Here is a 25,615-nt window from a genome sequence, read left to right as displayed (position 1 = left end):
GCGGTGCGCAAGGGCGCAGGGGAAAGAATGGTTGCGCCGGGCGCGGTTAGCCGCCTTGCAGCAGCTTCAGCGTCAGGTTGCGCGACCCTTTCTTGTAGGTCAGCGCGTTGGAGCCGATCTGCGTCACGCGCCCGCCATCCAGCCGGTCACCCACGCCCACTTTCACGAAACGCCCATTCGAGAGCCGCACCAGCGCGCGCCGGTTCGAGGACGAGCCATAAAGCCCGATCAGGTTGATCTTGCGCAGGTTGATCACGTTCTCCTCGGTCGCCTGACGGGCGACGGAGGCCGAGGTCGGCAGGCGCGGTGGCGCGGCGGTGGGCTCGGGCTCATCGAGATCGGCGGGCCTCGGGTCGGGTACGGGCGTCGCGACGGGGGCGCGCGCAGCCGCTGCGGCAACCGACGGGGCGGGCTCGGCGGCTATCGCGGCGGCCAGTGCGTTCTCGACCGAGCGCGAGAAATTTCGCGGTTTGGTCGGCGGGGGAGCGGAGCGCGCCACGGCCAGAGCGGTCGCGCCGGCGAAGGGATCGGTGTTCTCGGCGACCGCGTCGTCTTGCGCCTGCACCGCTGCGGCGACCGCGTCCTGGATCGAGGTCGGGCGACGCTCCGGGCGCAGCGCGGCGAGTTCGGGGTTCGCGACCGCGGCGGATTCCGAAGCGGGGGCCTGCGTCGAGGCGAGCTCGGTCACGGCGTCGGGCCGGGCCGTCGGGCGCGTGGTCTGGAGTTCGGGGTTGGGCTGCAGCGCCGGGTCGAGCGCGCCCTGATCGTTCGGATCGGCCTGCGCGGCGGGATCGGTCTGCTCCGGCGCGGGGGCCTCACCGGTGAGGTCCTCGGGGCGGCTGGCCGGGCGGAAGCCCGAGAGCGACGGGATCGCGCCCAGCGTGCCTTCCGGCGTGACCGGTTGCGTCTGCGCATAGGCTTGCGCGACCGCCTCGGGGCGGGAGCCCGGTGTGACGTCGGGTTCGCCCGCGAACAGCGTGAAGCCGCCCGGCATCTCGACCCCGTCCTCCGTCGGTGTGACGGGCGGGGCGTCCGGCGTCAGCGTCTCGGCGCTTGGCGGATCGAGCGGCGTCGCGGTGAAGGCCGGCAGGTCGGAGGGCTGCGTCTCGGTTGTCGCGGTTTGCGCCTCGGTCGCCGAGGGCTCGGTCGCGTCGCTCTGCGGGGCGTCGCTGGTTGCCGTTTCGCTGATAGCGGGGTCCGCTTGGGTGTCCACGGTGCTGTCCGCCGCCTCTGCCTGCGAAACCGGTGCGGTGTCAGGGGGCGTGTCTGCCGCTGCGTCGGGAGCGGTCGGCTGAGCATCTGCGGGTTGGTCTGCCGTGGCCTTATCGGCTGGCTGCGCATCGGTAGGCTGCTCGGTTGCAGCCGTCTCGGTGCCGGTCTCGGCGGGCGTCGCCTCGTCCGTCGCCGCGGTGTCGTCGGTCGCGGACGTGGCGCCTTCGTCGCTTTGCGCGGCTGGGGCTGGCTGCTCATCGGCAGGGGCGAGCGCGGCTACCTGATCGCTCTCGGGGGCAGGCTGTTCGGGTGCCGCGTCGGCTTGCGCCTGCGAGTCCGGCTCCGCGACTTCGGGAGCGGCGGTCGTGTCGGGCGTAGCCGGTGCGAGTGCGGTCTGCTCGGGTGCGTCATTCGCATCCGGGGCAGGCGCTTCGGCGATGGCGTCCGCCGGTGCATCGACGGGAGCGGGGTCGTCGAGCAGGGTGGTCCAGAGCGCGATGATCGCCAGAACCAGCACCAGCGCACCTGTGAGCATCAGCCCCAGATGGCGCGGCTTGCCGCCGGTCGTGGGCCGCTTGGTGCCGCCGAAAACGGTTTTGTCCTGCGCGCTCTCGAAGATGGGTGCCGGAGTCGCGGTGCTCGCGTCCGGCCCGTCCTTCGCCTCCTTGCGCAACAGCGAGGTTGCGGGTTTCGCGCCAAGCGCGCCCGTGCCGCCGATACTCTTGCGTGCCACGGCACCCAGGGGTTTGGCCCCTTTCGCTCCGGCTTTCGGAGCCGCCTTCGGCTCAAAACGCGGATCGGGCTCGTCGAAATCGAGGGTCGGCGCCGTGATTTTGGCGCTGCCCGAGGCGATCTTGCTGCGATCGGGCTGAGGGTGGAGCCGGGTGGCTCCGCCGAGCCGCGGGGGCGTCTCGTTCACGGTCACGGTGGTCGTGTGATCCCGGCGCGAGGCGAAAGCGGCGGCGATTACGCTCGCATCGGATTTCGGCAGATCGTCGTCGTCATCCTCGGCCGTATCGTGGCCTTCGTCCTCCGTGCTGGAGCTCGCTTCCTTGGGCGTTGCGTCGGGCTCTGCGGCGTCGGGCACGGCAGGGGTGGCGGCAAGGCCTGCGGCGGTCAGCGATGCGTCCGAGGGCTCAACGCCATCCTCGGCGTCATCAATGGCCGTATCATTCGGCTCGGTCGCGGCGAATTCGACCGCCTCCGTCGCTTCGGTTTCCTCGGGGGCGACTTCTCCAGCCGCGACCGCTTCGGCTGCCTTGGCGGCGGGGCTTTCCGCGCCGGGCGTGTCGTCGCTCAGGGCCTCGGGCGCATCCGTATCTTGCGTATCCGTTTCAGCCTCAGAGGCCGCGAGCAGATCGGAGAATTCGCCCGGCTCTTCCGGCAGGGTGGGCTCGGGTTCCTCCGCCGAAGCCACCTCCGTCGGTTGGTCCAAGGCACTCAATTCAGCCAGTTCGGTTTCCGAGACCGCGCTATCGTCGGCAAGCTCGGTGATGTCGCTTTGAGCGTCGGCTGCGTCCGCCTCAGCAGGAGAGGTCTCCGGCATCACGGTTTCCGCCGACGCCTCGGTCGCCTCCTCGGACAGGTCGACGGCCACGATCAGCGCGGATTTGTCGGGCTCGACATGCGCGCCTTCGGGGATGTGCTGCGCGACCGAAGAGGTCAGGCCAAAATGCGGCTCCCCGGGAAAATCGCCGGGCTCGGGGGCGGCCACGAAGCTGACCGGGTTGAAACCGTTCTCCTGCGCGAAGCTTTCGGCTTCCTTCAGCGTCTCGCGCGCGATCACGGCGACCTGCACTGTCTGGCCGGGGCCCGCGAAATCATAGACCAACTCGCTGACCGGGTAGGGCGTCATGCCCTCCAGCGCGGTCTCGATCTGGGTCTTGCGCTGCGCGGGGCTCGGTCCGGGCGCATAGATCGCGGTGTAGAGGATCTGCGAATCCGGCAGCACGAGCTTCGAGGTGAAGCCGCGCGGGGCCTGCGCCCGTGCCTTGTCGCGCAGGGCTGCGACCTCGGCCATCGGGTCATCGCCTTCGAGCGCGGCCTCGCCCAGAAGCGTCCAGCCCTCTTTCGCGCGGTGCACCAGAGCGATGCCATCATGCGAGAGGATCAATGCAAAATCGGGTTTCATGGGTACTGCGCGCGCCTCGGAGCGGTCCGGTCCAACTCTTCACATCTTCGTAAAGGAGATTCGATCTTCTGAAAAGCGTCGCGACCGGGGCGGAGCGGGCAATTGCCGGTTTTCCACTGTTTCGACGGCGCAGCCGCAGCGAGCGCCGGAAGAAATGTTCGAAATGCAATGAGAAGTGGTTTGAATGGCGCGCCGGTTTCGCGGCGCGCCATGTTTGTTATCAGCTGGTTGCGGCGCTCAGCGCCTGATCGAGATCGGCGATCAGATCGTCGACATTCTCGATGCCGATCGACAGGCGCACCACGTTCGGCGCGGCCCCTGCGGCGATTTGCTGCGCCTCGGTCAACTGGCGGTGCGTGGTCGAAGCGGAGTGGATGATCAGCGAGCGCGCATCCCCCAAATTCGCGACATGGCTGAACAGTTTGAGGTTGTTCACCAGCTTCACACATGCGTCGTAGCCGCCCTTCACCGCGACGGTGAACAGCCCGCCTGCACCTTTCGGCGAGATGGTCTTCATCCGCTCGTGCCAGGGCGAGCTTTCCAGCCCGGCATAGGTCACGTAGTCGATGCGCGGATCCTTCTCGAGCCATTCGGCCACGGCTTTCGCATTGGCGTTGTGCTTGTCCATCCGCAGGCTCAGCGTCTCGATCCCCATCAGCGTGTAATGCGCGCCTTGCGGGTTCATCGTCATGCCGAGATCGCGCAGACCCACCGCGATCGAGTGGAAGGTGAAGGCCATCGGCCCCAGCGCCTCGTGGAATTTCAGCCCGTGATAGGCGGGTTCGGGTTCGCTCAGCGAGGGGAACTTGCCCGACGCCGACCAGTCGAACTTGCCGCTATCGACGACACAGCCGCCGGTGACGGTGCCGTTGCCGGTCATGTATTTCGTAAGCGAGTGGACGACGAGCGTCGCGCCATGCTCGATCGGGCGGCACAGGTATGGGGTGGCCAGCGTGTTGTCGACGATCAGCGGCAGGCCGACCTTGTCGGCGACTTTCGCCACCGCCGGAAGGTCGGTGATGTAGCCGCCCGGGTTCGAGATCGACTCACAGAAGATCGCGCGGGTGTTCTCGTCCACCGCCGCTTCCAGCGCGTCGAGATCGTCGAAATCGACGAAGGTGCAGGACCAGCCGAAGCGTTTGATCGTGTGGCTGAACTGGGTGATCGAGCCGCCATAGAGCCGCGTCGAGGCCACGATGTTGAGCCCCGGTCCCATCAGCGGGAAGAGCGCCATGATCTGCGCCGCGTGGCCCGAGGAACAGGTGACCCCGCCCGCGGCACCTTCCAGCGCCGCGACACGTTCGGCCAGTTTCATCACCGTCGGGTTGGTCAGGCGCGAATAGATGAAGCCCACTTCTTCGAGGTTGAACAGCCGCGCCGCGTGGTCGGCGTCTTTGAAGGCGTAGGATGTGGTCTGGTAGATCGGCACCTGCACCGCGCCGGTCGCGGGATCGGGCTCGGCGGCGGCGTGAATTTGCAGGGTGTCGAAAGCGTAATCGGACATGGTTTGGGGCTCCTCTTCTCTTGCCGAGACGTTAGCTGCGCGAAAGAGAGCCGACAAACACATTCGTTTTCGGTAATGAGAGCGCGGCTCAGCGCATCCAGAGCTTCGCGCGCTTGATCCGGTTGCGCAGCGCCTTCTCGTGCCGCGGCATCCCTTCCTCGGCGATGATCGCGCGCAGTTTGCGGCCCTTGCCCTGATAGATCAGCTTCTTCGCAGGCTCGTAGGCCTTCAGCACCTTCTTGATCTTGTTCGGGGCTGTCAGCGCCTCGACCGTGTCGATCACGGTGTCGTTTTCGCGCGCATACATCAGCGGCAGGGCGCGGTAATGGCAGGTGATCTCGCCGTCGAGCCCATCGAGCTCCGGCCCCGGACGCCCGCCGCCGAAGGAATGGATCACCAACGGCAGCGCCACCTGATCGAGCCACGGGTCGAGCGACTGGCAGGCCAGTTCATCGGGGGCATCGTCGCGGATCTCGCGGGCGTAACGCAGGAAGCGCGCGCCGAATTCGACCGGGTCGGCGCCGAAGAACCAGCCCGCGTTGAAATACATGTAGCGCCGCCAGTATTCGTCTGGCTGGCTCAGATCGAGCGTCTCCTCGAACCCGTCCAGCCTGAACTTGTCGTAGAGTGATTTCCAGATGCCCGCGTAGCCCGGCCCATATAGCGGCGGCTCGGGCCATGTGCCGGTGCGCCGCATCGACGCCGAGGGGCGGTCGAAATCGAAGCCCACCTGCGACAGCGGTCCGGTGAAGACCGTATCGGTGTCGAAAAAGACGAAGGGCTCGCCTTCGGGCAAGGCGGCGAGCGCTTCGATCTTGTTGCCATAGGGATAGGACTGGCCGAAGACCTTCGACTCGAAGGGCACGATTTCCGCGCCCGCGTCTTCTAGCAGCGCGCGCACCGGACCGGAAATCCGCGTCTCGTCGGACCAGCGCGGCCCGGGCTGCGGTTCGGCTATCAGCAGGCGCCCTTTGAACTCCGGATTGGCCGCGCGAAAGCTCAGCGCGAAAAGAATTGCCTCGAATTCCAGCCGTCCCGCCTGTGCAACACAGAAGATGTTATAGGGTTGTGAAGTCCGGGGGGTCGCCGCCATACTGCCGCCTGTCGGAGGGTTTGGTGCAGTATAGCGAGAAAGTTCAGGGGTAAAAGGTGATACGGATAAGCAAGTTAACTGCGTTGGCGCTGTGTGGCCTCGTGTCGAGCGGCCCGGTGAGCGCGCAGAATTTCACCACCGCCGCCGAAGTACGCCCGATTCTCGGCATGACCCGCGATTCTTGGGTCGCGATCCGGGAATATGGCGGAAAGGATCTGGTCTATTTTACCCATCTTCTGGCGTGGCGCTGCGGGCTGAGCGAGATTCGCTATGGCTTCAACGGCGCGCCGCCGAGCAAGTCGTTCAAGATGGAGAAGTGCCACGAGGGCACGGCCCAGCCCAACGCGATCTCGGGCGATAATGTCTATGTCAGCCAGCCGCAGGGCTCGGTCTCCGAGGTGCGGGTGAAGCTGATCTATGATGACGGCAGCTCGGAAGAGGCGCGGTTCAACCGCAAGGCGGTGCTGCAGTAAACGGCGCAGCGAAGGCGCGCTATTCGACGCAGCGGGCCCCCGTGGGAGCCGCGTGTCACCAGTTCCTGAGAGGGGGAAGTGGTGGGTGACCCTGGAATCGAACCAGGCGTGGGTCGCCCCGGCGGAGTTACAGTCCGCTGCCGCACCTTGCAGCACGTCACCCGACGCTGGGCGGGAGATACAAAAGGGGGCGGGAGGCGTCAGAGAGAGTTTGCCGAAAAATTGCCCTCCGGATCAGAGCTTGCCAAACGAGGCCATTCCGCGCAGGTAGGGGCCAAAGGAGACCCGCGATGAAAAAGCCAGTCTGGGTGATCGAAAAGGAACGTGCCAAGCGCGCTGCGGCCGCCGAAACCGTGTGGCTCTTCGGCCTTCATGCGGTGCGCGACGCGCTGCAAAACCCGATGCGCGAGCGGCTGCGGCTGGTTTGCTCCAAGAACGCCGCCGACAAGCTGGCCGAGGCGATCGCGGCCTCTGGCATGGAGCCTGAGATCGTCGATGTGCGGAAGTTCGACAAATTCGTGCCGATCTCGACCGATTCCGTTCACCAGGGCGCGGCGCTCGAGGTGAAGCCGCTCGATTGGGGCGCGCTGAAGGATGTCTGCTACGATGCGCGCCGCGTGGTGCTGCTCGACCGGGTGACCGATCCCCATAACGTGGGCGCGATCCTGCGCTCGGCCGAAGTCTTCGGCGCGGCGGCCGTGATCGCGCCGCATCGCCATTCGGCACCCGAGACCGGTGCGCTTGCGAAAACCGCCTCCGGCGCGCTGGAGCGTCAGCCCTATCTGCGGGTGAAGAACCTCTCCGATGCGATGGAGGAGCTGCGCCAGATGGGCTTCCGGCTGATCGGGCTTGCAGGTGAAGCCAAGATGTCGCTCGAAGACGGGCTGTCCGAGGCGGGAATGGAGCCGGTTGCGCTGGTTCTGGGTGCCGAAGGGCCGGGGCTGCGCGAGAAAACCCGTGAAACCTGCGACCGTCTGGTGCGAATCCCCTTCGCGGGCGAATTCGGGTCGCTCAACGTCTCGAATGCCGCCGCAGTGTCTCTTTACGCATCCGCAAGCCGCTGACGGTCACAAAATCGCGATTATGAGGGTATGGACCTTAAAAGTGGTGAGATGCGTTCCTATCTCACTGTCAGAGGCGCAGCTTCGGAACCGCCGCGCCTCTAGTTCACTGTCCCTCGTTCCGCCACTATTGCGCCCAGCCTTTAAGGCTTGGGCGCATTTTTCTTAGAGGGCTGCGACAAAGTAGAGGTTTCAGATGCAAGACGAGATTCGCGACATTCTGGGCAATGCGAAGGTGATCGCCGTGGTCGGCATGTCCCACAAGCCGGAGCGCCCCTCCTATGGGGTCGCGCAGTTCCTGCAGTCCAAAGGCTACCGCGTGATTCCGGTCAACCCCGGCCTCGCCGGGCAGGAGTTGCTGGGCGAGACGGTCTATGCCGATCTCGGCGCAATCCCCGACGAGATCGCGGTGGATATGGTCGACGTGTTCCGTCGCTCCGAGGCAGTGCCTGAGGTCGTGGATGAGGCCTTGGCACATCTGCCGCATCTCAAGACCATCTGGATGCAGCTTGGCGTGTCTCATGACGCAGCGGCCGAGACGGCGCGCGGGCAGGGGGTCAAGGTCGTGATGAACCGCTGCCCGAAGATCGACTATCCGCGCGTGATGGCCGGGTAAGGCGGGGGCTCTGCCCCCTCGGCCTGACGGCCTCACCCCCGGGATATTTTTCCAAGAGCGAAGGGGGGCTGTGCGCCCACCGTCTTCGCTCTTTCCAAATATCCCGGGGTGAATTTCCGTCAGGAAAGAGGGGCAGCGCCCCTTAACCCTTCACCGCTATGACCGCTTCGAGGATCGCATCGGCGATGTAATCCAGATCGGGCTGCTTGAGCCGCGCGGGCAGGCGGGTATCGCAGGCGCGCATCAGCATGGCGCGGGTCTTCGGCAGCTCCGGTACGTCACCGAGGAACTGCCAGTTCCAGAAGGCGCGCGCGTTGTCTTGGCTCAGTCCGAAAACCTGCACGCTGACACCGCGGGCTTTCGCCTCCGATTGCAGCTTGCGGGCCTCGTCGTCGGACCAATCGCCCGCGAGGTTGAACTGCAGCGAATCCGGGGCGCGAGTTTCGGGCCCGAGGGGCGGCGGCACGTCGAGCCAGTCGCTCGAGTTCAGTCGCTCGGCGACATAGTCGTGGTTCGCGCGACCATCATTCACGCGGCGCTCCACTTCCGCGATCTGCGGGCGGATGACGGCAGCGGAGAGGTTCTGCATCCGGCAGTTATAAAGCGGCAGCTTGTTCTGCCAGTGATGGAAGCTGTTCTGCAGGCCCGGATGCTTCTTCCAGTTATGTTCGTAGGCGCCCGACATGATCACCGCACGCGCGGCCAGTTCCGGATCGTCGGTCAGAAGGATGCCGCCTTCGCCCGCGTTGATCAGTTTGTAGGACTGGAAGGAGAGGCAGCCGATCTTGCCGATCGTGCCGATCTTCTTGCCATTCCAGAGCGTGCCGAGCGAATGCGCGGCGTCTTCGATGACCGGCACATCCTTCTCGGCGGCCAGTTCCATGATCGCGTCCATGTCGGAGGTGTGGCCGCGCATGTGGCTGATCATCACCGCGTCGATGCTGTCGTCGAATTTCGCGCGGAAATCGTCGAGGTCTATGCGGAAATTGGAGCCGACTTCGACCAGCACCGGCACGCAATCGGCATGGACGATGGCGGAGGGGACGGCGGCGAAGGTGAAGGCCGGGACCAGCACGCGTGCCCCGCGCGGCAGGTCGAGCGCCTTCATCGACAGGAACAGCGCCTGCGAGCAGGACGACACGGCGACCGCGTATTTCACACCCATGAATTCGGCAAATTCGGCTTCCAGCTTGGCGACCGGCGCGTCTGCGGAGGTGTAGCGGAAGAGGTCCCCGCTGGTCAGGAGACGTTCGATCTCGGCTCGGGCGGCCTCGGGGATGGCCTCGGCGTCGTAGCAATTCGGGGCGGTCTGTCCGTCACGCGGCATGGCAAGATATCCTGAAACTGACTTTCAGGTTTTCTTTACACGAATGCCGCTTTTTGCGCCAATGAAGAATTCATGACCAAATTTGAGGCGGCGGCGGCTTGCCTAGATCCCCAGCTTGTCGCGCATCGAGAACCACGTCATCGCGGCGACCAGAAGCGGGCTGCGCAGGAGCGAGCCGCCCGGGAAGCCCGGCACTTTCAACCCGGCCATCAGGTCGAAGCGCTCGGCTTGGCCCGCCACCGCCTCGGCCATGATCTTGCCCGCCATCGTGCCCATCGCGACGCCATGGCCGGAAAACCCGCTGGCCGAGAGCGCGTTTTTCAAAGGCCGCGCGAAATAGGGCATCCGGGTGCGGGTGATCGCGAGCGTGCCACCCCAAGCGTAGTCGATCTTCACATCCGCAAGGGAAGGGTAGACCTCCAGCATCGGCTTGCGCACGGTCTGCACGATGTCGGGGAACTTGTAACCATAGCTTTCGCCGCCCCCGAAGAGCAGGCGGTTATCGTCAGAGAGCCGCCAGTAGTTGACCACGAATTTCGTGTCCGCCACGGCGATATTCTCGCGCAGCACTTCGGCGACGCGCGGGCCCAGCGGCTCTGTCGCGACGATGAAATTGTTGATCGGCATCACATGCGAGGCCACGCGCGGGGCGAGATTTCCCAGATAGCCGTTGGCCGCGAAGATCAGGTGATCGGCATCGATATGGCCATGCTCGGTCTGCACGCGCACCGGCTCGCCGGGGCGGATATGGTGGACGAGCGAGCCTTCGTGGATCGTCACGCCCGCCTTCTCGCAAGCGAGCGCCAAGGCTTGGGCGAAGTTCAGCGGATGCAGATGCCCCGCGCCCCGGTCGATATCGCCGCCGAGATAGGCCTCCGAGGGCAGGATCGCGTGCAGCGCCTCGCGCGAGAGCGGCTCCACCTGATCGTAGCCGTAATCGCGGGCCAGCTTCTCCGCCATGTGATGGGAGTGCGCGACCTCGGATTGCGTCCGGCAGGCATGAGCGATGCCGGGATGGAAGGTCACGTCCATCTCGTAGCGCGCGATCAGGTCGCGGATCAGCGCCTTCGCGTCTTCGCCGATATCCCAAAGCCTGCGCGCCATCTCGGGGCCGTGGGCTTTCTCCAGATCGTCCTGCTCCAGCCGCTGGCCCGAGCCCACCTGTCCGCCATTGCGGCCCGAGGCCCCGAAACCCACGCGATGGGCCTCGAGCAGCCGCACCGAATAGCCCTTCTCCGCCAGATGCAGCGCCGCCGAGAGGCCGGTGAAGCCGCCGCCCACCACGCAGACATCCGCCCGGTGGCGGCCCTTCAATTCGGGCCAGCGCCGGTCGGTCAGCGCGGTCGCTGCGTAATAGCTCGGCGCGTGCTCGCCCTTTCGGTCATTGGCGAAGAGCAGGTTCATCGCATCACACGTTCATCAGCAGATGCTCGCGCTCCCATGGCGAGATCACCTGCAGGAACTCCTTGTATTCGTTGCGCTTGACCGCCTCGTAGACCGCGCAGAATTCCGGCCCCAGCACGTCGCGGATCGGCGCGCTCTCCGAGAAGAGATCGAGCGCATCGCCCAGGTTCACCGGCACGTCCTCGGCCGACATATAGGCGTCGCCCAGGCATTCGGGCTTCGGCATCTGCTTTTCCTTGAGGCCCAGATAGGCGCAGGCGAGCGAGGCCGCGAGCCCGAGATAGGGGTTGCAATCCATCCCCGCCAGACGGTTCTCGATCCGTCGCGCCGCCGGGCCCGAGATCGGCACCCGCAGGCCCGTCGTGCGGTTGTCGCGCCCCCATTCGAGATTTATGGGCGCGGCGAAATCCGGCACATAGCGGCGATAGCTGTTCACGTAAGGCGCCAGCAGCGCGATCACCGCAGGCAGGTGCGTCTGAAGCCCCGCGATGCAATGCAGGAAGGCTTCCGTCTCGCCGCCATTCTCGTCGGAGAAAATGTTCTGGCCGGTCTTGGTGTCGATCACCGATTGGTGGATATGCATGGCCGAGCCCGGCTCGCCCTCGATCGGTTTCGCCATGAAGGTGGCGAAGCAATCCTGACGCAGGGCGGCCTCGCGGATCAGCCGCTTGAAGTAGAAAATCTGGTCGGCCAGTTCGACCGGGTCGCCATGGGCGAGGTTGATCTCGATCTGCCCGGCGCCGCCCTCCTGCAGGATGCCGTCGATCTCGAAGCCCTGAAGCTCGGCGAAATCGTAGATATCGTCGATGACCTTGCCATATTCATCGACCGCCGACATCGAATAGGCTTGTTTCGCCGCCGCCCGACGACCCGAGCGCCCCATCGGCGGGATGATCGGCTGGTTCGGATCGGTATTGCGGGCGACGAGGAAGAATTCCATCTCGGGGGCGACGACCGGCACCCAGCCTTCGGCCTCATAGAGCGCGAGCACGCGCTTGAGGACATTGCGCGGCGCGATCGGCACCGGATTGCCCTGCTGGTCCTCGACGTCATGGATGATCTGCAAGGTCCAGTCTGCCGTCCACGGCGCGGCCGTCGCGGTCGAGAAATCGGGCGTCAGGATCATGTCCGGTTCGGTGAAAGCGCCCGAGGGGTTGTCCGTCCACTCGCCGGTGATCGTCTGCAGGAAGATCGAGTTCGGCAGGAAGAAGCGATCCTGAAACTTGAATTTCGACGCGGGCATCGCCTTGCCGCGCGCGACCCCAGCGATATCGGCGACGATGCATTCCACCTCGTCGAGACGCCGACCCTCGATGTAGTCGCGGGCGGCCTGCGGAATGCGGTCGGTCCAGTCCTTCATGTCGCTCATCGGTCAGCTTTCCGGGTGCGCGGGCACCCTTGTCTTGAGGAAGAAATCGGCGATGCGCTCGGCGATCCGGGACGCGCCGTTGGGTTGCCCGAGCCGCGTGCGGGCTGCCTGCATCAGGTCATCGGGCACGACGCCGCGTCCGCGTGTGTCCATCAGCCCTTCTACGAATGCGTCGGGAAATTCGGGGTGGGGCTGGACGGTGAAGATCGTGTCGCCATAGGCAAGCGCGGGATAGGCGCAGAAATCATTGTCGGCGATCGGGGTCGCGCCCGGCGGCAACTCGGTCACCTGATCCTGATGCCACGCGTTGAGCGCGATCACCTCGCCGCCGAAATCGTAATCCTGCGGGCCCACGGCCCAGCCGCCGGAGAATTTCTCGACCTTGCCGCCAAGTGCCTGCGCGATGATCTGATGGCCGAAACAGATGCCCACCATCGGCACGTTCTCGGCGTGGGCGTCGCGGATGAACGTCTCGAGCGGCTTGATGAAAGGGTGATCTTCATAGGCGCCGTGACGCGAGCCGGTGATCAACCAGCCGTCGCAGTCATGCACGCTTTCGGGAAAGTGCATATGCTCGACGTCGTAGCGCTGGAAGTCGAGGCCGCGCCCGGCGAGCAGCGCTTCGAACATGTCAGGATAGTCGCCCGCCTTGTCGCGCAGAACGTCGGGGGATTGGCCGGTTTGGAGGATGCCGATACGCATGGGAGGTCCGCTCGTAAGCTCTTGTTGCCGAAGCGTAGTGCGGGCCGTGGGCGGCGGCAAGGGGGCGCTGCCCCCGGCGCTTGCCGCGCCTCCCCCGGGATATTTCTGCCAAGAGGAAGATGCGTTTCGGCTTGGTTGAAATATCCCGGGGGAAGGGCGAAAGCCCGAGGGGCAGAGCCCCCTCGCCCTTAAGTCTTGTCGCCCTACGGCGACTGGGGGGCAGAGCCCCCTCTTGCTTTGGTTTTGCCGCGCTTAGCGCGAGCGGATCATTCCCATGATCTCGAGCGTCTTTCCCAGGATCGGCTGCGCGATCTCGTCGGCCCGGTTCGCGCCGTCGCCCAGGATATTGTCGATCTCGGAGGGATCGTTCATCAGCCGGGTCATCTCGTCCGAGATCGGCGCAAGCTTTGCGACCGCCAGTTCGGCTAGCGCCGGTTTGAACTTGCCGAAGCCCTCGCCGCCATATTCGCCCAGCACCTGCGTCGGCGTCATGTCGGCCAGCGCCGCATAGATGTTCACGAGGTTGCGCGCCTCGGCCCGGTCCTTGAGCCCGTCGATCTCGGAGGGCAGGGGCTCGGGATCGGTCACGGCCTTGCGGATCTTCTTGGCGATCGTGTCGGCATCGTCGGTGAGGTTGATGCGGCTCGCATCCGACGGGTCGGATTTCGACATCTTCTTGGTGCCGTCGCGCAGGGACATCACGCGGGTCGCGGCGCCTTCGATCAGCGGCTCGGGGGCGGGGAAAAAATCGGTTTCGTAGTCGTGGTTGAACTTGGCCGCGATGTCGCGGGTCAGCTCCACATGTTGCTTCTGATCCTCGCCCACCGGCACCATCGTCGCATGATACAGCAGAATATCGGCGGCCATCAGCGCGGGGTAGGCGTAGAGGCCGAGGCTGGCCTTCTCGGCATTCTTGCCCGCCTTGTCCTTGAACTGGGTCATCCGGTTCATCCAGCCCAGACGCGCGACGCAATTGAACGCCCAGGCCAGTTCAGCATGGGCCGAGACTTGGCTCTGGTTGAACAGGATCGAGCGTTTCGGATCGACGCCCGAGGCGATGAAGGCGGCAGCCGCCTCGCGGGTGTTGCGGCGCAATGCCTCGGGCTCTTGCCAGACCGTGATCGCGTGCAGGTCGACGAGGCAGTAGATCGTCTCGATCCCTTCGTCCTGCTTCTGAGCAAAGCGCTTGAGCGCGCCCAGATAGTTGCCCAGCGTCAGCCCGCCAGAGGGCTGGATGCCGGAGAAGATCCGCGGTTTGAAATTGGCGTTGAGGGGTTGCGCTTGCTCGCTCATCTGATGCTCCTGATCTGCGGGGGGTGGAAGCCCGCCATTGAGGATCTCCCGGGGTGGAAATCCGCTCTCCGCTCGCTTATCGCTAAAGCGCAAAGGGCGCAACTGAGCCCGCGAGCAGGAGACCAATATGCGCGACGGCTATGATGAACACCCGATGAACCCGCTGCCGCCAGTGGTCTGGCTTCTGGCGCTGCCGATCATTGCGACGGAGCTGTTCTTCGCGATGGGCCAGTCGGGGCTGATCGGCGGGGCGCAGGCGGCGGGCTGGCGGCTCGACGCGCTGCAGAAATTCGCTTTCTCGCCGCAGGTGATGCGCGCAATGTTCGAAACCGGTCAATATCCGCCTGAGCAGATGATGCGCATTCTGACCTACCCCTTTGTGAATGCCTCGGTGACGCAGGCGATCTTCGTGCTCGTGTTCCTCTTGGCGCTGGGCAAGATGGTGGGCGAGATCTTCTCGGGGCTCGCCGTGGCGGTCGTGTTCTTCGGCGCGACAATCCTTGGCGCGCTGGTCTATGCGGCGCTGCCGTTTACGCAGATCGGGCTCTATGGCGGCTATCCGGGCGATTACGGGCTGATCGGGGCCTTCACGTGGATCTTGTGGACGCGGCTGGGGCAGGAGAATGCGAACCAGCTGCGGGCGTTCTCGTTGATCGGGGCGCTGATGGGTATTCAGCTGATCTTCGCGATGATCTTCGGCGCGCGGCCCGACTGGATCGCGGATATCGTCGGGTTCGTCGCGGGCTTCGTGCTGAGCTTCTTCGTGGCGCCCGGCGGGATGCAGCGGACCTTGCAGCGGTTGCGGCGGCGGTGAAGGCTTAGGGGGGCGCCCGACCCTCGGGTGGGCGCCTCGGGTCGCTGGTGGCTTGGCGCTCTATCTCTCAAGCCCGAAAATCATCTGAAACCGCGATGTCATCGCCAATGCGCCCTCCCATGGGGAGGGTCGGGCGCGGCCCGGGGCTGGTCGCCCCGTGCCAAAGTAGCCCCTCACGCCCCGCCCGGACCGCGGCGCATCGCAACTTTCAGATCGGCCATATGCATCGCGCCAATGGCGATAGCCGTGCCGAAATAGACGAGCATCCCGAACAGCACGAGCCCCAGCAGCGCCAGTGCGCGCAGACCCGGCACGGCGAATGCGCCCGGCACCGCCCAGGTCACCGCCCAGATCGCAGCCCCCATCACCAGCGCCGCGATCACGATGCGGGGCAGGCGGCGGTAGAAACGGTGATCGAAGCTCGCGGCCTCGCCCATCGGGCGCGCACCGAGCCAGAGCTGCGCAACCATCGCCCAGGCGGCGAGCGTCGTGCCGACAGCCGCCGCGAGATAGCCGATCACGAAAGACAGCCCGATCGCCAGCACCGCGTTCACCACCATCGCGACCAGCGCATAGTTGAACGGCGTGCGGGTGTTCTCGCGCGCGAAATACAAGGGCTGCAGGACTTTCTGCAGCACGAAAGCGGGCAGGCCGAGCCCGTAGATCGCGGTGGCCCAGGCGGTGGCGATCGTGTCCTCGTGGGTGAACTGGCCGCGCTCGAACAGGACCGAGACGATGGGCTGGGCCGCCACCAGAAGCGCTACGGCGGGGCCGACGGTGAAGAGGAGCGCGAATTCGCCTGCGCGCGAGAAGGAATAGCGGCTGCCAGCCGTGTCACCGCCGCGCAACCGGCGCGAGAGGTCTGGCAGTAGCACCACGCCAATCGCGATGCCCACCACACCCAGCGGCAGCTGATAGAGCCGGTCGGCATAGTTCAGCCACGCGATCGCGCCGTCGAAATGCGAGGCGACCTGACGGCCCACCAGCAGGTTGATCTGAACCACGCCACCCGCCAGCATTGCCGGGATCGCGATGCGGACAAGGCGTTTCATGTCGGGCGACAGGCGCGGGCGCTTCGGGACGATCTTGAAACCCGCGCGCCATGCGGCGACCCAGACGAGCGCAAGCTGTGCCACGCCCGCGACCGGCACCGCCCAGGCCAGCGCATCGCCCACCGGCCAGCCCGCCTGATCGGCCATCAGCATCGCGATCACGAACGTGATGTTCAGCAGCACGGGTGCCGCGGCAGCGGCTGCGAAATGCCCGGCCGCGTTCAGCACTCCCGACAGAAGCGCGCTCAGCGAGATGAAGAGGATATAGGGAAAGGCGATCCGGCCATAAGTTGTGGCGATCGTGAACCGCTCATCGCCCGCGAAACCCGAGGCCATCGCCAGCACCAGCCACGGCATCGCCGCCGAGGCCACCAGCGTCAGCAAGATCAGCACAGAGGCCAAGCCGCCCATCGCCTCGCGTGCGAAGCCCTGCGCGTTCTCGCCGCCCTCCAGCTTCTTCGAGAAGATCGGGATGAAGGCGGTGTTGAACGCGCCCTCCGCGAAGAAGCGGCGGAACAGGTTGGGCAGCGAGAAGGCCACGAGGAAGGCCTCGGCTACCGGACCCGCACCCAGGTAGGCTGCGATCATCATGTCGCGCGCAAAACCGAGGATGCGACTCGCCATGGTCCAGCCGCCCACCGTGAGGAAGCCGCGCACCAGCCGGATTGGTTTCATATTAGTTGCCCGCCCGTTTCGCGCCCGACGCGATGGCGTCCATCAACTTCTTCTCGAGCGCCTCTTGGCGGGGTTTGGAATGCAGTTTCAGGCCGAACATGTCTTTCACATAGAAGCTGTCCACGACCTGCGCGCCATAGGTGGCGATCACCGCCGAGGAGATCGAGATATTGTTCGACGCCAGCGCCCGGGTCAGGTCGTAGAGAAGGCCGGGCCGGTCGCGGGTATCGACTTCGATGATCGTGTAGATATCCGATCCTTCGTTGTCGATGGTGATATGGGTCGGGAACTTGAACTCGCGCTCACGCTTCTTGAGCTTGTCGCGATCCTTGAGCGCCTCGCGGGCGACGACCTCGCCTTTCAGCGTCTTCTCGATCATGCCGCGCAGCCGGGTCAGTTTCGACGCCTCATAGGGGTGGCCTTCGGCGTCCTGCACCCAGAAGACGGCGGTCGCATATCCGTCCTTCGAGGTATAGGTGCGCGCGTCGACCACATTCGCGCCGACCAGTGCGAGCGCGCCGGAGAGCCGCGAGAAGATGCCGGGGTGATCGGCCAGCGCGAAGCTCACGCGGGTCGCGTCGTGATCGTCGTCGGGATGCAGGTCGATACGGATCTCGTCATCGCCCAGATCGCGCAGGAGCCGCGCGAAGATCTCGTGATTGATGGTGGCGAGCGCCTGCCAATAGGGCGCGTAGTGTCGGGCCAGCTCGGCGCGGATTTGCGCCTTGTCCCAGTTGTCATCCGCCTCCAGCACCTCGCGCAACGCGCGCTTGGCCTCGTCGGTGCGCTGCTCGCGATTGACCGCTTCCAGCCCGTGCTCCAGCGCCATCGCGGTCTCGGAATGCAGCTTGCGCAGCAGCGTCGCTTTCCAGTTGTTCCAGACATTCGGGCCGACGCCGCGAATGTCGCAGACCGTCAGCACTGTCAGCAGGTCGAGCCGCTTGCGCGACTTCACGCGCTTGGCGAAATCGCGGATCGTGCGCGGGTCCGAGAGGTCGCGTTTCTGCGCCACGTCGGACATCAGAAGGTGGTGGCGCACCAGCCATTCGACGGTCTCGGAATCCTCCTGATTCAGCCCCAGCCGCGGCGCGACCTTGCGGGCGATCTTCGCACCGAGGATCGAGTGATCCTCGGGCCGCCCCTTGCCGATGTCATGCACAAGAAGCGCGACATAGAGGACCTTGCGATTGATGCCTTCCTCGAGGATGTGCGACGACAGCGGCAGATCCTCGACCAGTTCGCCGCGCTCGATCTGCGCGAGCGTCGAGACGACCTGAATCGTGTGCTCGTCCACCGTGTAGCTGTGATACATGTTGAACTGCATCATCGCGACGATCGGCTCGAATTCCGGGATGAAAGCGGCCAGCACGCCCAGCTCGTTCATCCGCCGCAGCGCGCGTTCCGGGTTGCCGTGCTTTAGCAGCAGATCGAGGAAGATGCGCTGCGCCTCGCGGTTGTTGCGAACCTTGTCGTCGATCAGGTCGAGATTGGCCGAAACAAGCCGCATCGCGTCGGGGTGGATCAGCATCCCCGAGCGCAGCCCTTCCTCGAACAGCCGCAGCAGGTTCACCGGATCGGAGAGGAACGCCTTCTCGTCGGCGACATTTATGCGCCCGTTCTCTTCGCAATAGGGGGCTTTCAGCTTGCGCCGCCTGCGGAAAATCCGCTGCAGCATCGGTGCACTTTTCACATGCTGCGCTTCGAGCTTAGTCAGGAAAATGCGGGTCACGTCGCCCACGGCGGTCGCGTGGCGGAAGTAATCCTGCATGAAGACCTCGACCGCGCGGCGGCCCGCCAGATCGCGATAGCCCATGCGCTCGGCCACTTCGACCTGCATGTCGAAGGTCAGCTGATCCGAGGCCCGGCCCGAGATCAGATGCAGGTGGCAGCGCACCGCCCAGAGGTAATTCTCGGCCTCGTGGAAGGTCTCGTATTCCTCGGGGGAGAAGGCGCCGATCTTCATCAATTCGCGGGCGCGGCCCACGTGATGGATATATTTGCCGATCCAGTAGAGGGTCTGCAGATCGCGCAACCCGCCCTTGCCCTCTTTGACATTGGGTTCGAGCACGTAACGCTGCCCGCCCTGACGGCGGTGGCGCTGCGAGCGTTCCTCCAGCTTGGCCTCGATGAACTCGGCCTCGCTGCCCTCGAAGAGATCGTGACGAAGCCGGAGCGACAGCGCCTCGGCCAGCTTCTCGTCGCCGCCTACGCAGCGATGTTCGAGAAGGGCGGTGCGGATCGTGATGTCCTCGCGCCCCAGCCGGATGCAGTCGTCGAGCGTGCGGGACGAGTGACCGACCTTCAGCTTCAGATCCCAGAGCATGTAGAGCATCGACTCGATGACGCTCTCGGCCCAGGGGGTGACCTTGTAGGGGGTGAGAAACAGCAGATCGACATCGGAATGCGGCGCCATCTCGGCCCGGCCATAGCCGCCCACGGCGAGCACTGCGAAACGCTCCGCCTCGGTGCGGGTGCCGCTGGGGTGCAGACGCTCCGTCGCGATGCGCAGCACCGAGCGGACGATGCCGTCCGTCATCTGAGCATAGGCTTCGACCGTGTCGCGCGCGGCGCGCGGATGGGTTTCGAAATCGGCCTCGATCGCGGCGGCGGCGGCGCGGCGTTCCTCGGAGAGGAAGGTCACCGTCGCGGCCCGGATGTCCTTCGGGTCGCGCATGTCAGAGGTCGCTGCGTCGAGCGCCTCGAACAAACGCTGTTGATTTAGAAGGAGGGGCGCCCCGGTCGATGCCGGGGCGGGGTCTGTCATGCTGGTCACTGCGCAGTCTTGTCCCTTGACGGGCCCTTTCGTTTGAAGGCGGTCCGGGTCAGAACCCGAAGCCGCCGAAGTTGCGCGGCGCCGGGTCGATCACGACCGCCTGGCCGTTGCGGACCTGCGCCACGGCGAGCGCCCGTTCGTTGGTGCCGTCGGGCAGGAAGCGGAAGACGCCGTTGACGCCCACGAAGCCCGAACGCTGGGTCAGGCCCTGCTTGGTCAGCGCGCTCGGATTGCCGGACTTCACCAGCGCGCCGATTGCCGCGATCCCGTCATAGGCGAGGCCTGCGATCGGGTGGGGCGCTTGGCCGTAAGCAGCGCTGTAGCGCGACACGAACTGCTGTTGCAGCGCCGGATCGGGCTCGGCGAACCAGCCGCCCTGAGTGCCCGGCAGCGACAGCGTCGCCGGCGGAATGTCCCAGCGGGTCAGGCCGATATATTGCGTCATCTGCGGGGTCACGCCCTGCTCGCCCATCAGCTGCGTGAGCAGCGGGAGTGCGCCTGCGGTATCGGCTGTCAGGAACAGCGCATCGACGTCACCGGACTTCACGCGGCTTGCGATCTGCGGCGTCGCGTCGACCACGCCCTGCTGCGAGAACGGGTAGGAGGCCACGCCTGCGAGCGAAGCGCCCGACCGTGCGACCGCGGTCTGGATCGCCTGTGCGCCGATCTCGCCCGCCGTGGTCTGCTCATGCACGACCATGATCCGCTTCTTGCCCTGCCGTGCGGCGAAGCTCACGAGGCGGTTGGCGGTGTTCTGGAAGGTCGGGCCGAGCACGAAGACGTTGCCGCCCGCGACATTGGTGTTGTTCGAGAACGCAAGCACGTTGATGTTGCGCGAGGCGACCGCGAGACCTGCGGCATTCGCCGATTGCGCATAGACCGGGCCGAGGATGATCTTGGCGCCCTCGTCGGCGGCCTTGGTGGCCATCGCGGCAGCTTGCTGCGGATTGCCGGCGGTGTTGTATACCTGCAGGTCGATCCGTGCGCCTTGCAGATCCTGAATCGCGAGATTTGCCGCATTCTGCAGCGCCCGCGCGAGCGTCTCGTCGCCAGCGTTGCCGGACCCGGCCGGAACCAGAAGTGCCACCTTGACCGGTGCGCTGGTGTCGATCTTCTGACCGGAATTGCCCATCGGCCCCGGCTGACAGGCCGCAAGCCAGACCAGCGCGAGGAGGGCTGCGATTCGCGCGGCGAGGGCGCGGGGGTTACGAATGAGATTAAACATGATACGTCCTTTTGGGCGTTGGCGTCCGGTCCGGGCACTGAAGCAAGGCCTGCGAACCGCGAGGAAATGACGCGGTTGAGACTACGCACAAGCAGGCGTGAAGTAAACGTTCCACACAAGTGATGAGGCGGGCGATGGGCGAGGGTGTTGTATCTGATGCAAACGCGGAAAATAAGGGAACCAAGAGTGTTCCGGCGCCGTTGAGCCCGGGGCTTCATTTCATTGCCACGCCCATCGGAGCCGCCCGCGACATCACCCTGCGTGCCCTCGACATGCTGCGCGCAGCCGACGTTCTGGCGGCCGAGGATACGCGCAGCCTGCGGCACCTGATGGAGATTCACGGCGTGCCGCTGAACGGGCGTCAGGTGCTCGCCTATCACGACCATAACGGCGCCGCGATGCGCCCGAAAATCCTCGCAACCCTGGAGGCGGGGAAGTCGGTGGTCTACGCCTCCGAGGCGGGCACGCCGCTGGTCGCCGATCCGGGCTATCAGCTTGGCCGCGCGGTGATCGAAGCCGGGCTGCCGCTCTATAGCGCACCGGGCCCCTCGGCGGTGCTGACGGCGCTGACTTTGTCGGGCCTGCCGACGGATCGCTTCCTCTTCGCGGGGTTCGCGCCGAACAGCAAAGGCGCGCGGCGCAACTGGCTCGCGGAGTTCAAGGAAATTCCGGCGACGCTGGTTTTCTATGAAAGCCCCAAACGCATTAGGGAAATGTTAGCTGACGCGGCCCATAGTCTGGGAAAAGAGAGGCAAGCGGCGCTGTGCCGGGAGTTGACGAAACGCTTCGAAGAGGTCCGCCGGGGAACGCTGGAAGAGCTTGCGGAAAGCGTGGCTGAGTCGCCGGTCAAGGGCGAAATCGTCGTCGTGGTCGACAGGCCGCATGCAGTCGAAATCGACAACGCCCAACTGGAAGAGCGCCTCGAAGCGGCATTGGCGCGCAAGTCGCTTCGCGACGCGGTCGACGCCGTCGCAGGGGCGACCGGGTTGCCGCGGCGCAAGGTCTATCAGGCCGCTCTGGCCATGGAGAAAAAGAGATGAGTGGATCGCTATCATATCATTCCGGTCTCGCCGCCGAAGAGCAAGTGATGCTGCATTACGAACGGGCAGGGCGCGCGGTCTCGGAACATCGCTGGCGGGGCAAGTATGGCGGCGAGATCGATCTGATCGCGCGCGATGGCGATACCCTGATCTTCGTCGAGGTGAAGAAATCGCGCAGCCATGCCCGCGCCGCGGAACGTCTCTCGCAGCGCCAGATGCGCCGTATATGCATTTCGGTCGAAGAATATCTGATGCGACATCCCGCTCCGGCAAACTGCAATCGCAAGGTCCGGTTCGATCTCGCCCTGGTTAATGAGATCGGGGAGATCAAGGTGCTGGAGAACGCCTATTTCGGAATGTGACCGGCCCGTGGGTTGAGGTTGCATCCAGACGCGCCACATTGCATCAAGATTGCAGTCTAATGAGGGGGCGCGGATGGGATTGAAAGTTGCGATCCAGATGGATCCGATCGAAGCGGTCAATATCGAGGCTGACAGCACGTTTAGGATCGCCGAAGAGGCGCAGGCGCGTGGGCACGAGCTTTTCTACTACACGCCGGATCGCCTGATCTACCGCGAGGGGCACGTCTATGCGCGTGGCTGGCCTCTGGTGGTGCGGCGTGAGAAGGGCAACCACTTCACGCTGGGCGAAGAGACCGAGATCAATCTGGGCGACTGGGATGTGGTTTGGCTGCGGCAGGACCCGCCCTTCGATATGGGCTATATCACGACGACCCATCTGCTGGAGCGGATCCATCCCGAGACGCTGGTCGTCAACGATCCTTTCTGGGTCCGGAACTCGCCCGAGAAGCTTCTCGTTCTGGATTTCCCTGACCTGACGCCGCCGACATTGATCGCACGCGATCTCGAGGCGATCCGCGCCTTCAAGGCGGAGCACGGCGATATCATTCTCAAGCCGCTCTACGGCAATGGCGGGGCGGGAGTGTTCCGGCTCGATCCGAACGATCGCAACCTGTCGTCGCTGCACGAGCTGTTCATCGGCATCAACAACGAGCCACTGATCGCGCAGAAGTTCCTGCCTGCCGTTTCGAAGGGCGACAAGCGGATCATCCTCGTCGACGGCGAGCCGGTGGGCGCGATCAACCGGGTGCCGGCTGCGGGCGAGACGCGGTCGAACATGCATGTCGGCGGACGCCCGGAGAAAGTCGAACTGACCGCGCGTGATCGCGAAATCTGCAAGCGGATCGGCCCGTATCTGCGTGAGAAGGGACAGATCTTCGTTGGTATCGACGTGATCGGCGACTGGCTGACCGAGATTAACGTCACTTCGCCGACGGGCATTCAGGAGCTTGAGCGGTTCGACGGCGTGAATATCACCGGCCGCATCTGGGAGGCGATCGAAGCGAAACGGAGCTGATATGTCGATCCGGCTGGTCTTTCTCAATCTTTGGCTGCGCAGCATCGCGAAACCGATGGTGCGACGGTTCCACGGGGCTGCGCAAACCCGGCGCGCGACGGAGAGATTGGCCAGTTGGGTCGTGCGCGAGCCGACCGGGCTTTGCCGTCTGCCGACCAAGCTGGCCGGGCGCAATGCGCTGTCGCTGCGCGCGGGGCGGCCCTCGGTTGGGCGCATCATTCTCTATCTTCATGGCGGCGGTTACGTCACCGGCTCCCCGTGGATGTATCGCGGGCTCGCGGGGCGCTTGGCGAAGCTGAGCGGGCTCGAGGTGGTCGTGCCGGATTACCGCCTCGCGCCCGAGGCGCCGGTTGGTGCGGCGCTCGAGGATGCGACCGCAGCTTTCGATGCGCTGGTGGAAATGGGATACGACCCGAGCGCGATCGTTATCGCGGGCGACAGCGCGGGGGGCGGTCTGACATTGGCGCTTCTGAGCGTGCTGTGCCAGCGCGGCACGCGGCCTGCCGGGGCGATTACCTTCTGCCCGTGGACGGACCTGACCTGTTCGGGCGAGAGCCTCCGCGTCAATGCCGCGAAGGATGCGATGCTGCCAGTCGAACGGCTTGGCGATACCTGCGAAATGGTGCTGCGCGGGCATGACGCGCGCGATCCGCGCTTTTCACCGCTTTTCGCGGAGTTCCCCGATCCGCCTCCGGTGCTGATCCAGCATTCGATGGGGGAGATCCTGAGCGACGATGCGCTACGTATGGCCGAACGGCTGCGCAGCTTCGACGCGGATGTCACGGTGCAAAGCTGGCCCGATGCGCCGCATGTCTGGCATTTCTTCGATGGGCGGGTACCCGAGGCGCGCGCGGCGCTGGAGGATGCGGCTGCGGCGGCGCGCCGGATGCTCAACCTGCCACGGCGCTGAGCCGATAGCTCAACGCCTCGGCGATATGGGGCTGGCGCACGTGCTCGGCATGGTCGAGATCGGCGATGGTGCGCGCAACCCGCAAAACCCGGTGGTAGCCGCGCGCCGACAGTCCGACCCGCTCCGCCATTCGGGCCAATAAATCTCGCCCCTGCGCATCCGGCGTCGCGATGTCTTCCAGCAACTGCCCTTCGGCTTCGGCATTGACGCGGATCGCGGGGTGATCCGCGAAGCGTTGGGCCTGCCGCTCGCGCGCGGTCGCGACGCGGGCCGCGACTTCGGCGGAGCTGTCGCCGGAGGCTGGCAGATCGAGATCAGCGTAGCGCACCGGGGGCACCTCGATGCGCAGGTCGAACCGATCCATCAGAGGTCCTGAAATCCGCCCCAGATAGTCGTCGCCGCAACCGGGCGCGCGGGCGCAGGCGCGCTCGGCATCGCCGAGATATCCGCATTTGCATGGGTTCGCCGCCGCGATCAGCAGGAAGCGGCAGGGGTAGCGCGTATGAGCATTGGCGCGTGAGACGACGACCTCGCCGGTCTCGATCGGCTGGCGCAGGGTTTCCAGCACGGCGCGGGGGAATTCGGGAAACTCGTCCATGAACAGCACGCCATTATGGGCAAGGCTGACTTCGCCGGGCCGCGCGCCACGCCCGCCGCCGATCATCGCGGCCATCGAAGCGGTGTGATGCGGTTCGCGGAAGGGCCGGGTGCGCGAGATGCCACCCTCGGCCAGCAGCCCCGACAGCGACTGGATCATCGAAGTTTCCAGCACCTCCTCGGGGCGCATTTCGGGCAGGATCGAGGGAAGGCGCGCGGCCAGCATGGATTTGCCCGAGCCGGGCGTGCCGATCATCATCAGGTGGTGGCGACCGGCAGCGGCGATCTCCAGCGCGCGTTTGGCCCGTTCCTGTCCTTTCACGTCGCGCAGGTCGCGCGGATGCGGTGCGTCCCGGACGAGACCCGGACGGGCGGGCTCCAGCGGCAGGCGACCGCTGAGATGATCGATCGCGGCGCCGAGCGTCTCCGGCGCTGTCACCTCGGCCGCGCCGACCCAGGCCGCCTCTGCGCCCGAGCCCTTCGGGCAGATCAGCCCCTTGTCCTGCGCGGCGGCGGCCATCGCGGCGGGCAGGGCGCCGGCGACCGCCAGGAGCCGCCCGTCGAGCGATAATTCTCCGACCGCGACCAGCGCCTCGATCCGGTCGCGGGGCACGATCCCGATCGCGCCCAGCAGCGCCAGTGCGATCGGCAGGTCGAAATGCGAGCCCTCCTTCGGCAGATCGGCGGGCGAGAGATTCACGGTGATCTTCTGCATCGGCAACGCGATCCCCAGCGCTCCGAGCGCCGCGCGCACCCGTTCGCGCGCCTCGGACACGGCCTTGTCGGGCAGGCCTACGACCGCGAAGCCAGGCATGCCTTCGGAGAGCGCGCATTGCACCTCCACGAGGCGGGCCTCCACCCCCTCGAACGCGACCGTATAGCTCTGGCTGACCATAGGCTCTCCTGCGCCTCTTCCCCGAGGGGTAGCGCAGCCGTGGTTTAGGAATGGTTAACGGGTGTAGGGGCG

At 65.5% G+C, this 25,615-nt stretch carries 20 protein-coding genes and 1 tRNA gene; 8 read left to right on the top strand and 13 right to left on the bottom strand.

Annotated elements, in window-relative coordinates; translation table 11 throughout:
• Positions 1-46: 46 nt before the first annotated feature.
• The 3 genes from AKL02_RS16235 to AKL02_RS16225 all read right to left on the bottom strand — a co-directional run bounded on the left by AKL02_RS16235 (position 47) and on the right by AKL02_RS16225 (position 5,940).
• Positions 47-3,343 carry a hypothetical protein gene (locus AKL02_RS16235; RefSeq protein ID WP_083075694.1) on the bottom strand — a complete coding sequence of 1,099 codons (3,297 nt, stop codon included), beginning with the start codon at positions 3,341-3,343 and terminating at the stop codon, positions 47-49.
• A 220-nt stretch (positions 3,344-3,563) separates the two neighbouring features.
• Positions 3,564-4,847: an O-acetylhomoserine aminocarboxypropyltransferase/cysteine synthase family protein gene (locus AKL02_RS16230; RefSeq protein ID WP_078600375.1), complete on the bottom strand. Its 1,284-nt coding sequence runs from the start codon at positions 4,845-4,847 to the stop codon at positions 3,564-3,566.
• Between the two features lie 88 nt (positions 4,848-4,935).
• On the bottom strand, positions 4,936-5,940 hold the full coding sequence (locus tag AKL02_RS16225) for a GT-B fold glycosyltransferase domain-containing protein (protein ID WP_083075697.1): 1,005 nt from the start codon (positions 5,938-5,940) through the stop codon (positions 4,936-4,938).
• A 56-nt stretch (positions 5,941-5,996) separates the two neighbouring features.
• Here AKL02_RS16225 and AKL02_RS16220 point away from each other — a divergent pair, with 56 nt between their 5' ends.
• Positions 5,997-6,413, top strand: coding sequence for a hypothetical protein (locus AKL02_RS16220; RefSeq protein WP_232621644.1), 417 nt, complete (start codon positions 5,997-5,999; stop codon positions 6,411-6,413).
• 79 nt (positions 6,414-6,492) lie between these two features.
• On the opposite strand, the gene AKL02_RS16215 is transcribed toward AKL02_RS16220, so the two are convergent.
• Positions 6,493-6,576 (bottom strand) — tRNA-Tyr (locus AKL02_RS16215).
• 127 nt (positions 6,577-6,703) lie between these two features.
• Between AKL02_RS16215 and rlmB the strand changes: the two genes are divergently transcribed.
• Together rlmB and AKL02_RS16205 are read left to right on the top strand one after the other, a co-directional pair.
• Complete coding sequence (gene rlmB / locus AKL02_RS16210; RefSeq protein WP_083075713.1) at positions 6,704-7,477, top strand: 23S rRNA (guanosine(2251)-2'-O)-methyltransferase RlmB; 774 nt, start codon at positions 6,704-6,706, stop codon at positions 7,475-7,477.
• A 193-nt stretch (positions 7,478-7,670) separates the two neighbouring features.
• A complete protein-coding gene (locus tag AKL02_RS16205; RefSeq protein ID WP_078520514.1) occupies positions 7,671-8,090 on the top strand; it encodes a CoA-binding protein in 420 nt (139 codons plus the stop codon).
• Positions 8,091-8,232: 142 nt separating this feature from the next.
• Here the strand turns inward: AKL02_RS16205 and AKL02_RS16200 are convergent, their stop codons facing one another.
• From AKL02_RS16200 to trpS, 5 genes are all read right to left on the bottom strand, one after another.
• A complete protein-coding gene (locus tag AKL02_RS16200; protein WP_083075716.1) occupies positions 8,233-9,417 on the bottom strand; it encodes a DegT/DnrJ/EryC1/StrS family aminotransferase in 1,185 nt (394 codons plus the stop codon).
• A gap of 102 nt (positions 9,418-9,519) precedes the next feature.
• Positions 9,520-10,821, bottom strand: a complete 1,302-nt coding sequence (locus AKL02_RS16195) for an NAD(P)/FAD-dependent oxidoreductase (protein ID WP_083075719.1) — start codon at positions 10,819-10,821, stop codon at positions 9,520-9,522.
• 4 nt (positions 10,822-10,825) lie between these two features.
• Positions 10,826-12,181 carry a glutamine synthetase family protein gene (locus tag AKL02_RS16190; protein ID WP_083076179.1) on the bottom strand — a complete coding sequence of 452 codons (1,356 nt, stop codon included), beginning with the start codon at positions 12,179-12,181 and terminating at the stop codon, positions 10,826-10,828.
• 12 nt (positions 12,182-12,193) lie between these two features.
• Positions 12,194-12,892: a type 1 glutamine amidotransferase gene (locus AKL02_RS16185; RefSeq protein WP_083075722.1), complete on the bottom strand. Its 699-nt coding sequence runs from the start codon at positions 12,890-12,892 to the stop codon at positions 12,194-12,196.
• Positions 12,893-13,144: 252 nt separating this feature from the next.
• Positions 13,145-14,185 carry a tryptophan--tRNA ligase gene (trpS, locus tag AKL02_RS16180; protein WP_083075724.1) on the bottom strand — a complete coding sequence of 347 codons (1,041 nt, stop codon included), beginning with the start codon at positions 14,183-14,185 and terminating at the stop codon, positions 13,145-13,147.
• 127 nt (positions 14,186-14,312) lie between these two features.
• Between trpS and AKL02_RS16175 the strand changes: the two genes are divergently transcribed.
• Entirely contained in the window at positions 14,313-14,999 is a 687-nt protein-coding gene (locus AKL02_RS16175) for a rhomboid family intramembrane serine protease (RefSeq protein WP_078569921.1), read from the top strand.
• A 173-nt stretch (positions 15,000-15,172) separates the two neighbouring features.
• Here the strand turns inward: AKL02_RS16175 and murJ are convergent, their stop codons facing one another.
• The 3 genes from murJ to AKL02_RS16160 are packed head-to-tail and all read right to left on the bottom strand — an operon-like array spanning position 15,173 to position 20,724.
• Positions 15,173-16,726, bottom strand: a complete 1,554-nt coding sequence (gene murJ, locus AKL02_RS16170) for a murein biosynthesis integral membrane protein MurJ (RefSeq protein ID WP_083075727.1) — start codon at positions 16,724-16,726, stop codon at positions 15,173-15,175.
• A 1-nt stretch (position 16,727) separates the two neighbouring features.
• Entirely contained in the window at positions 16,728-19,490 is a 2,763-nt protein-coding gene (locus tag AKL02_RS16165; protein WP_083075729.1) for a [protein-PII] uridylyltransferase, read from the bottom strand.
• Positions 19,491-19,548: 58 nt separating this feature from the next.
• Positions 19,549-20,724, bottom strand: coding sequence for a penicillin-binding protein activator (locus AKL02_RS16160; protein WP_078520507.1), 1,176 nt, complete (start codon positions 20,722-20,724; stop codon positions 19,549-19,551).
• 200 nt (positions 20,725-20,924) lie between these two features.
• Here AKL02_RS16160 and rsmI point away from each other — a divergent pair, with 200 nt between their 5' ends.
• From rsmI to AKL02_RS16140, 4 genes are all read left to right on the top strand, one after another.
• On the top strand, positions 20,925-21,764 hold the full coding sequence (rsmI, locus tag AKL02_RS16155) for a 16S rRNA (cytidine(1402)-2'-O)-methyltransferase (RefSeq protein ID WP_232621643.1): 840 nt from the start codon (positions 20,925-20,927) through the stop codon (positions 21,762-21,764).
• Entirely contained in the window at positions 21,761-22,126 is a 366-nt protein-coding gene (locus AKL02_RS16150; RefSeq protein WP_078604728.1) for a YraN family protein, read from the top strand. The genes rsmI and AKL02_RS16150 overlap by 4 nt, the downstream gene beginning before the upstream one ends.
• A 73-nt stretch (positions 22,127-22,199) precedes the next feature.
• A complete protein-coding gene (gshB, locus tag AKL02_RS16145) occupies positions 22,200-23,141 on the top strand; it encodes a glutathione synthase (protein WP_083075735.1) in 942 nt (313 codons plus the stop codon).
• 1 nt (position 23,142) lies between these two features.
• The gene (locus AKL02_RS16140) at positions 23,143-24,051 is read left to right on the top strand and encodes an alpha/beta hydrolase (RefSeq protein ID WP_083075737.1); all 909 of its coding nucleotides are present in this window, start codon (positions 23,143-23,145) and stop codon (positions 24,049-24,051) included.
• On the opposite strand, the gene AKL02_RS16135 is transcribed toward AKL02_RS16140, so the two are convergent.
• Complete coding sequence (locus tag AKL02_RS16135; protein ID WP_083075740.1) at positions 24,032-25,543, bottom strand: YifB family Mg chelatase-like AAA ATPase; 1,512 nt, start codon at positions 25,541-25,543, stop codon at positions 24,032-24,034. The two genes, AKL02_RS16140 and AKL02_RS16135, sit on opposite strands and share 20 nt — an antisense overlap.
• Positions 25,544-25,615: the final 72 nt, after the last annotated feature.

It is taken from the genome of Thioclava electrotropha, from assembly GCF_002085925.2.
GTDB classification, from domain to species: domain Bacteria; phylum Pseudomonadota; class Alphaproteobacteria; order Rhodobacterales; family Rhodobacteraceae; genus Thioclava; species Thioclava electrotropha.
This window is presented reverse-complemented; position numbering and strand designations above follow the sequence as displayed.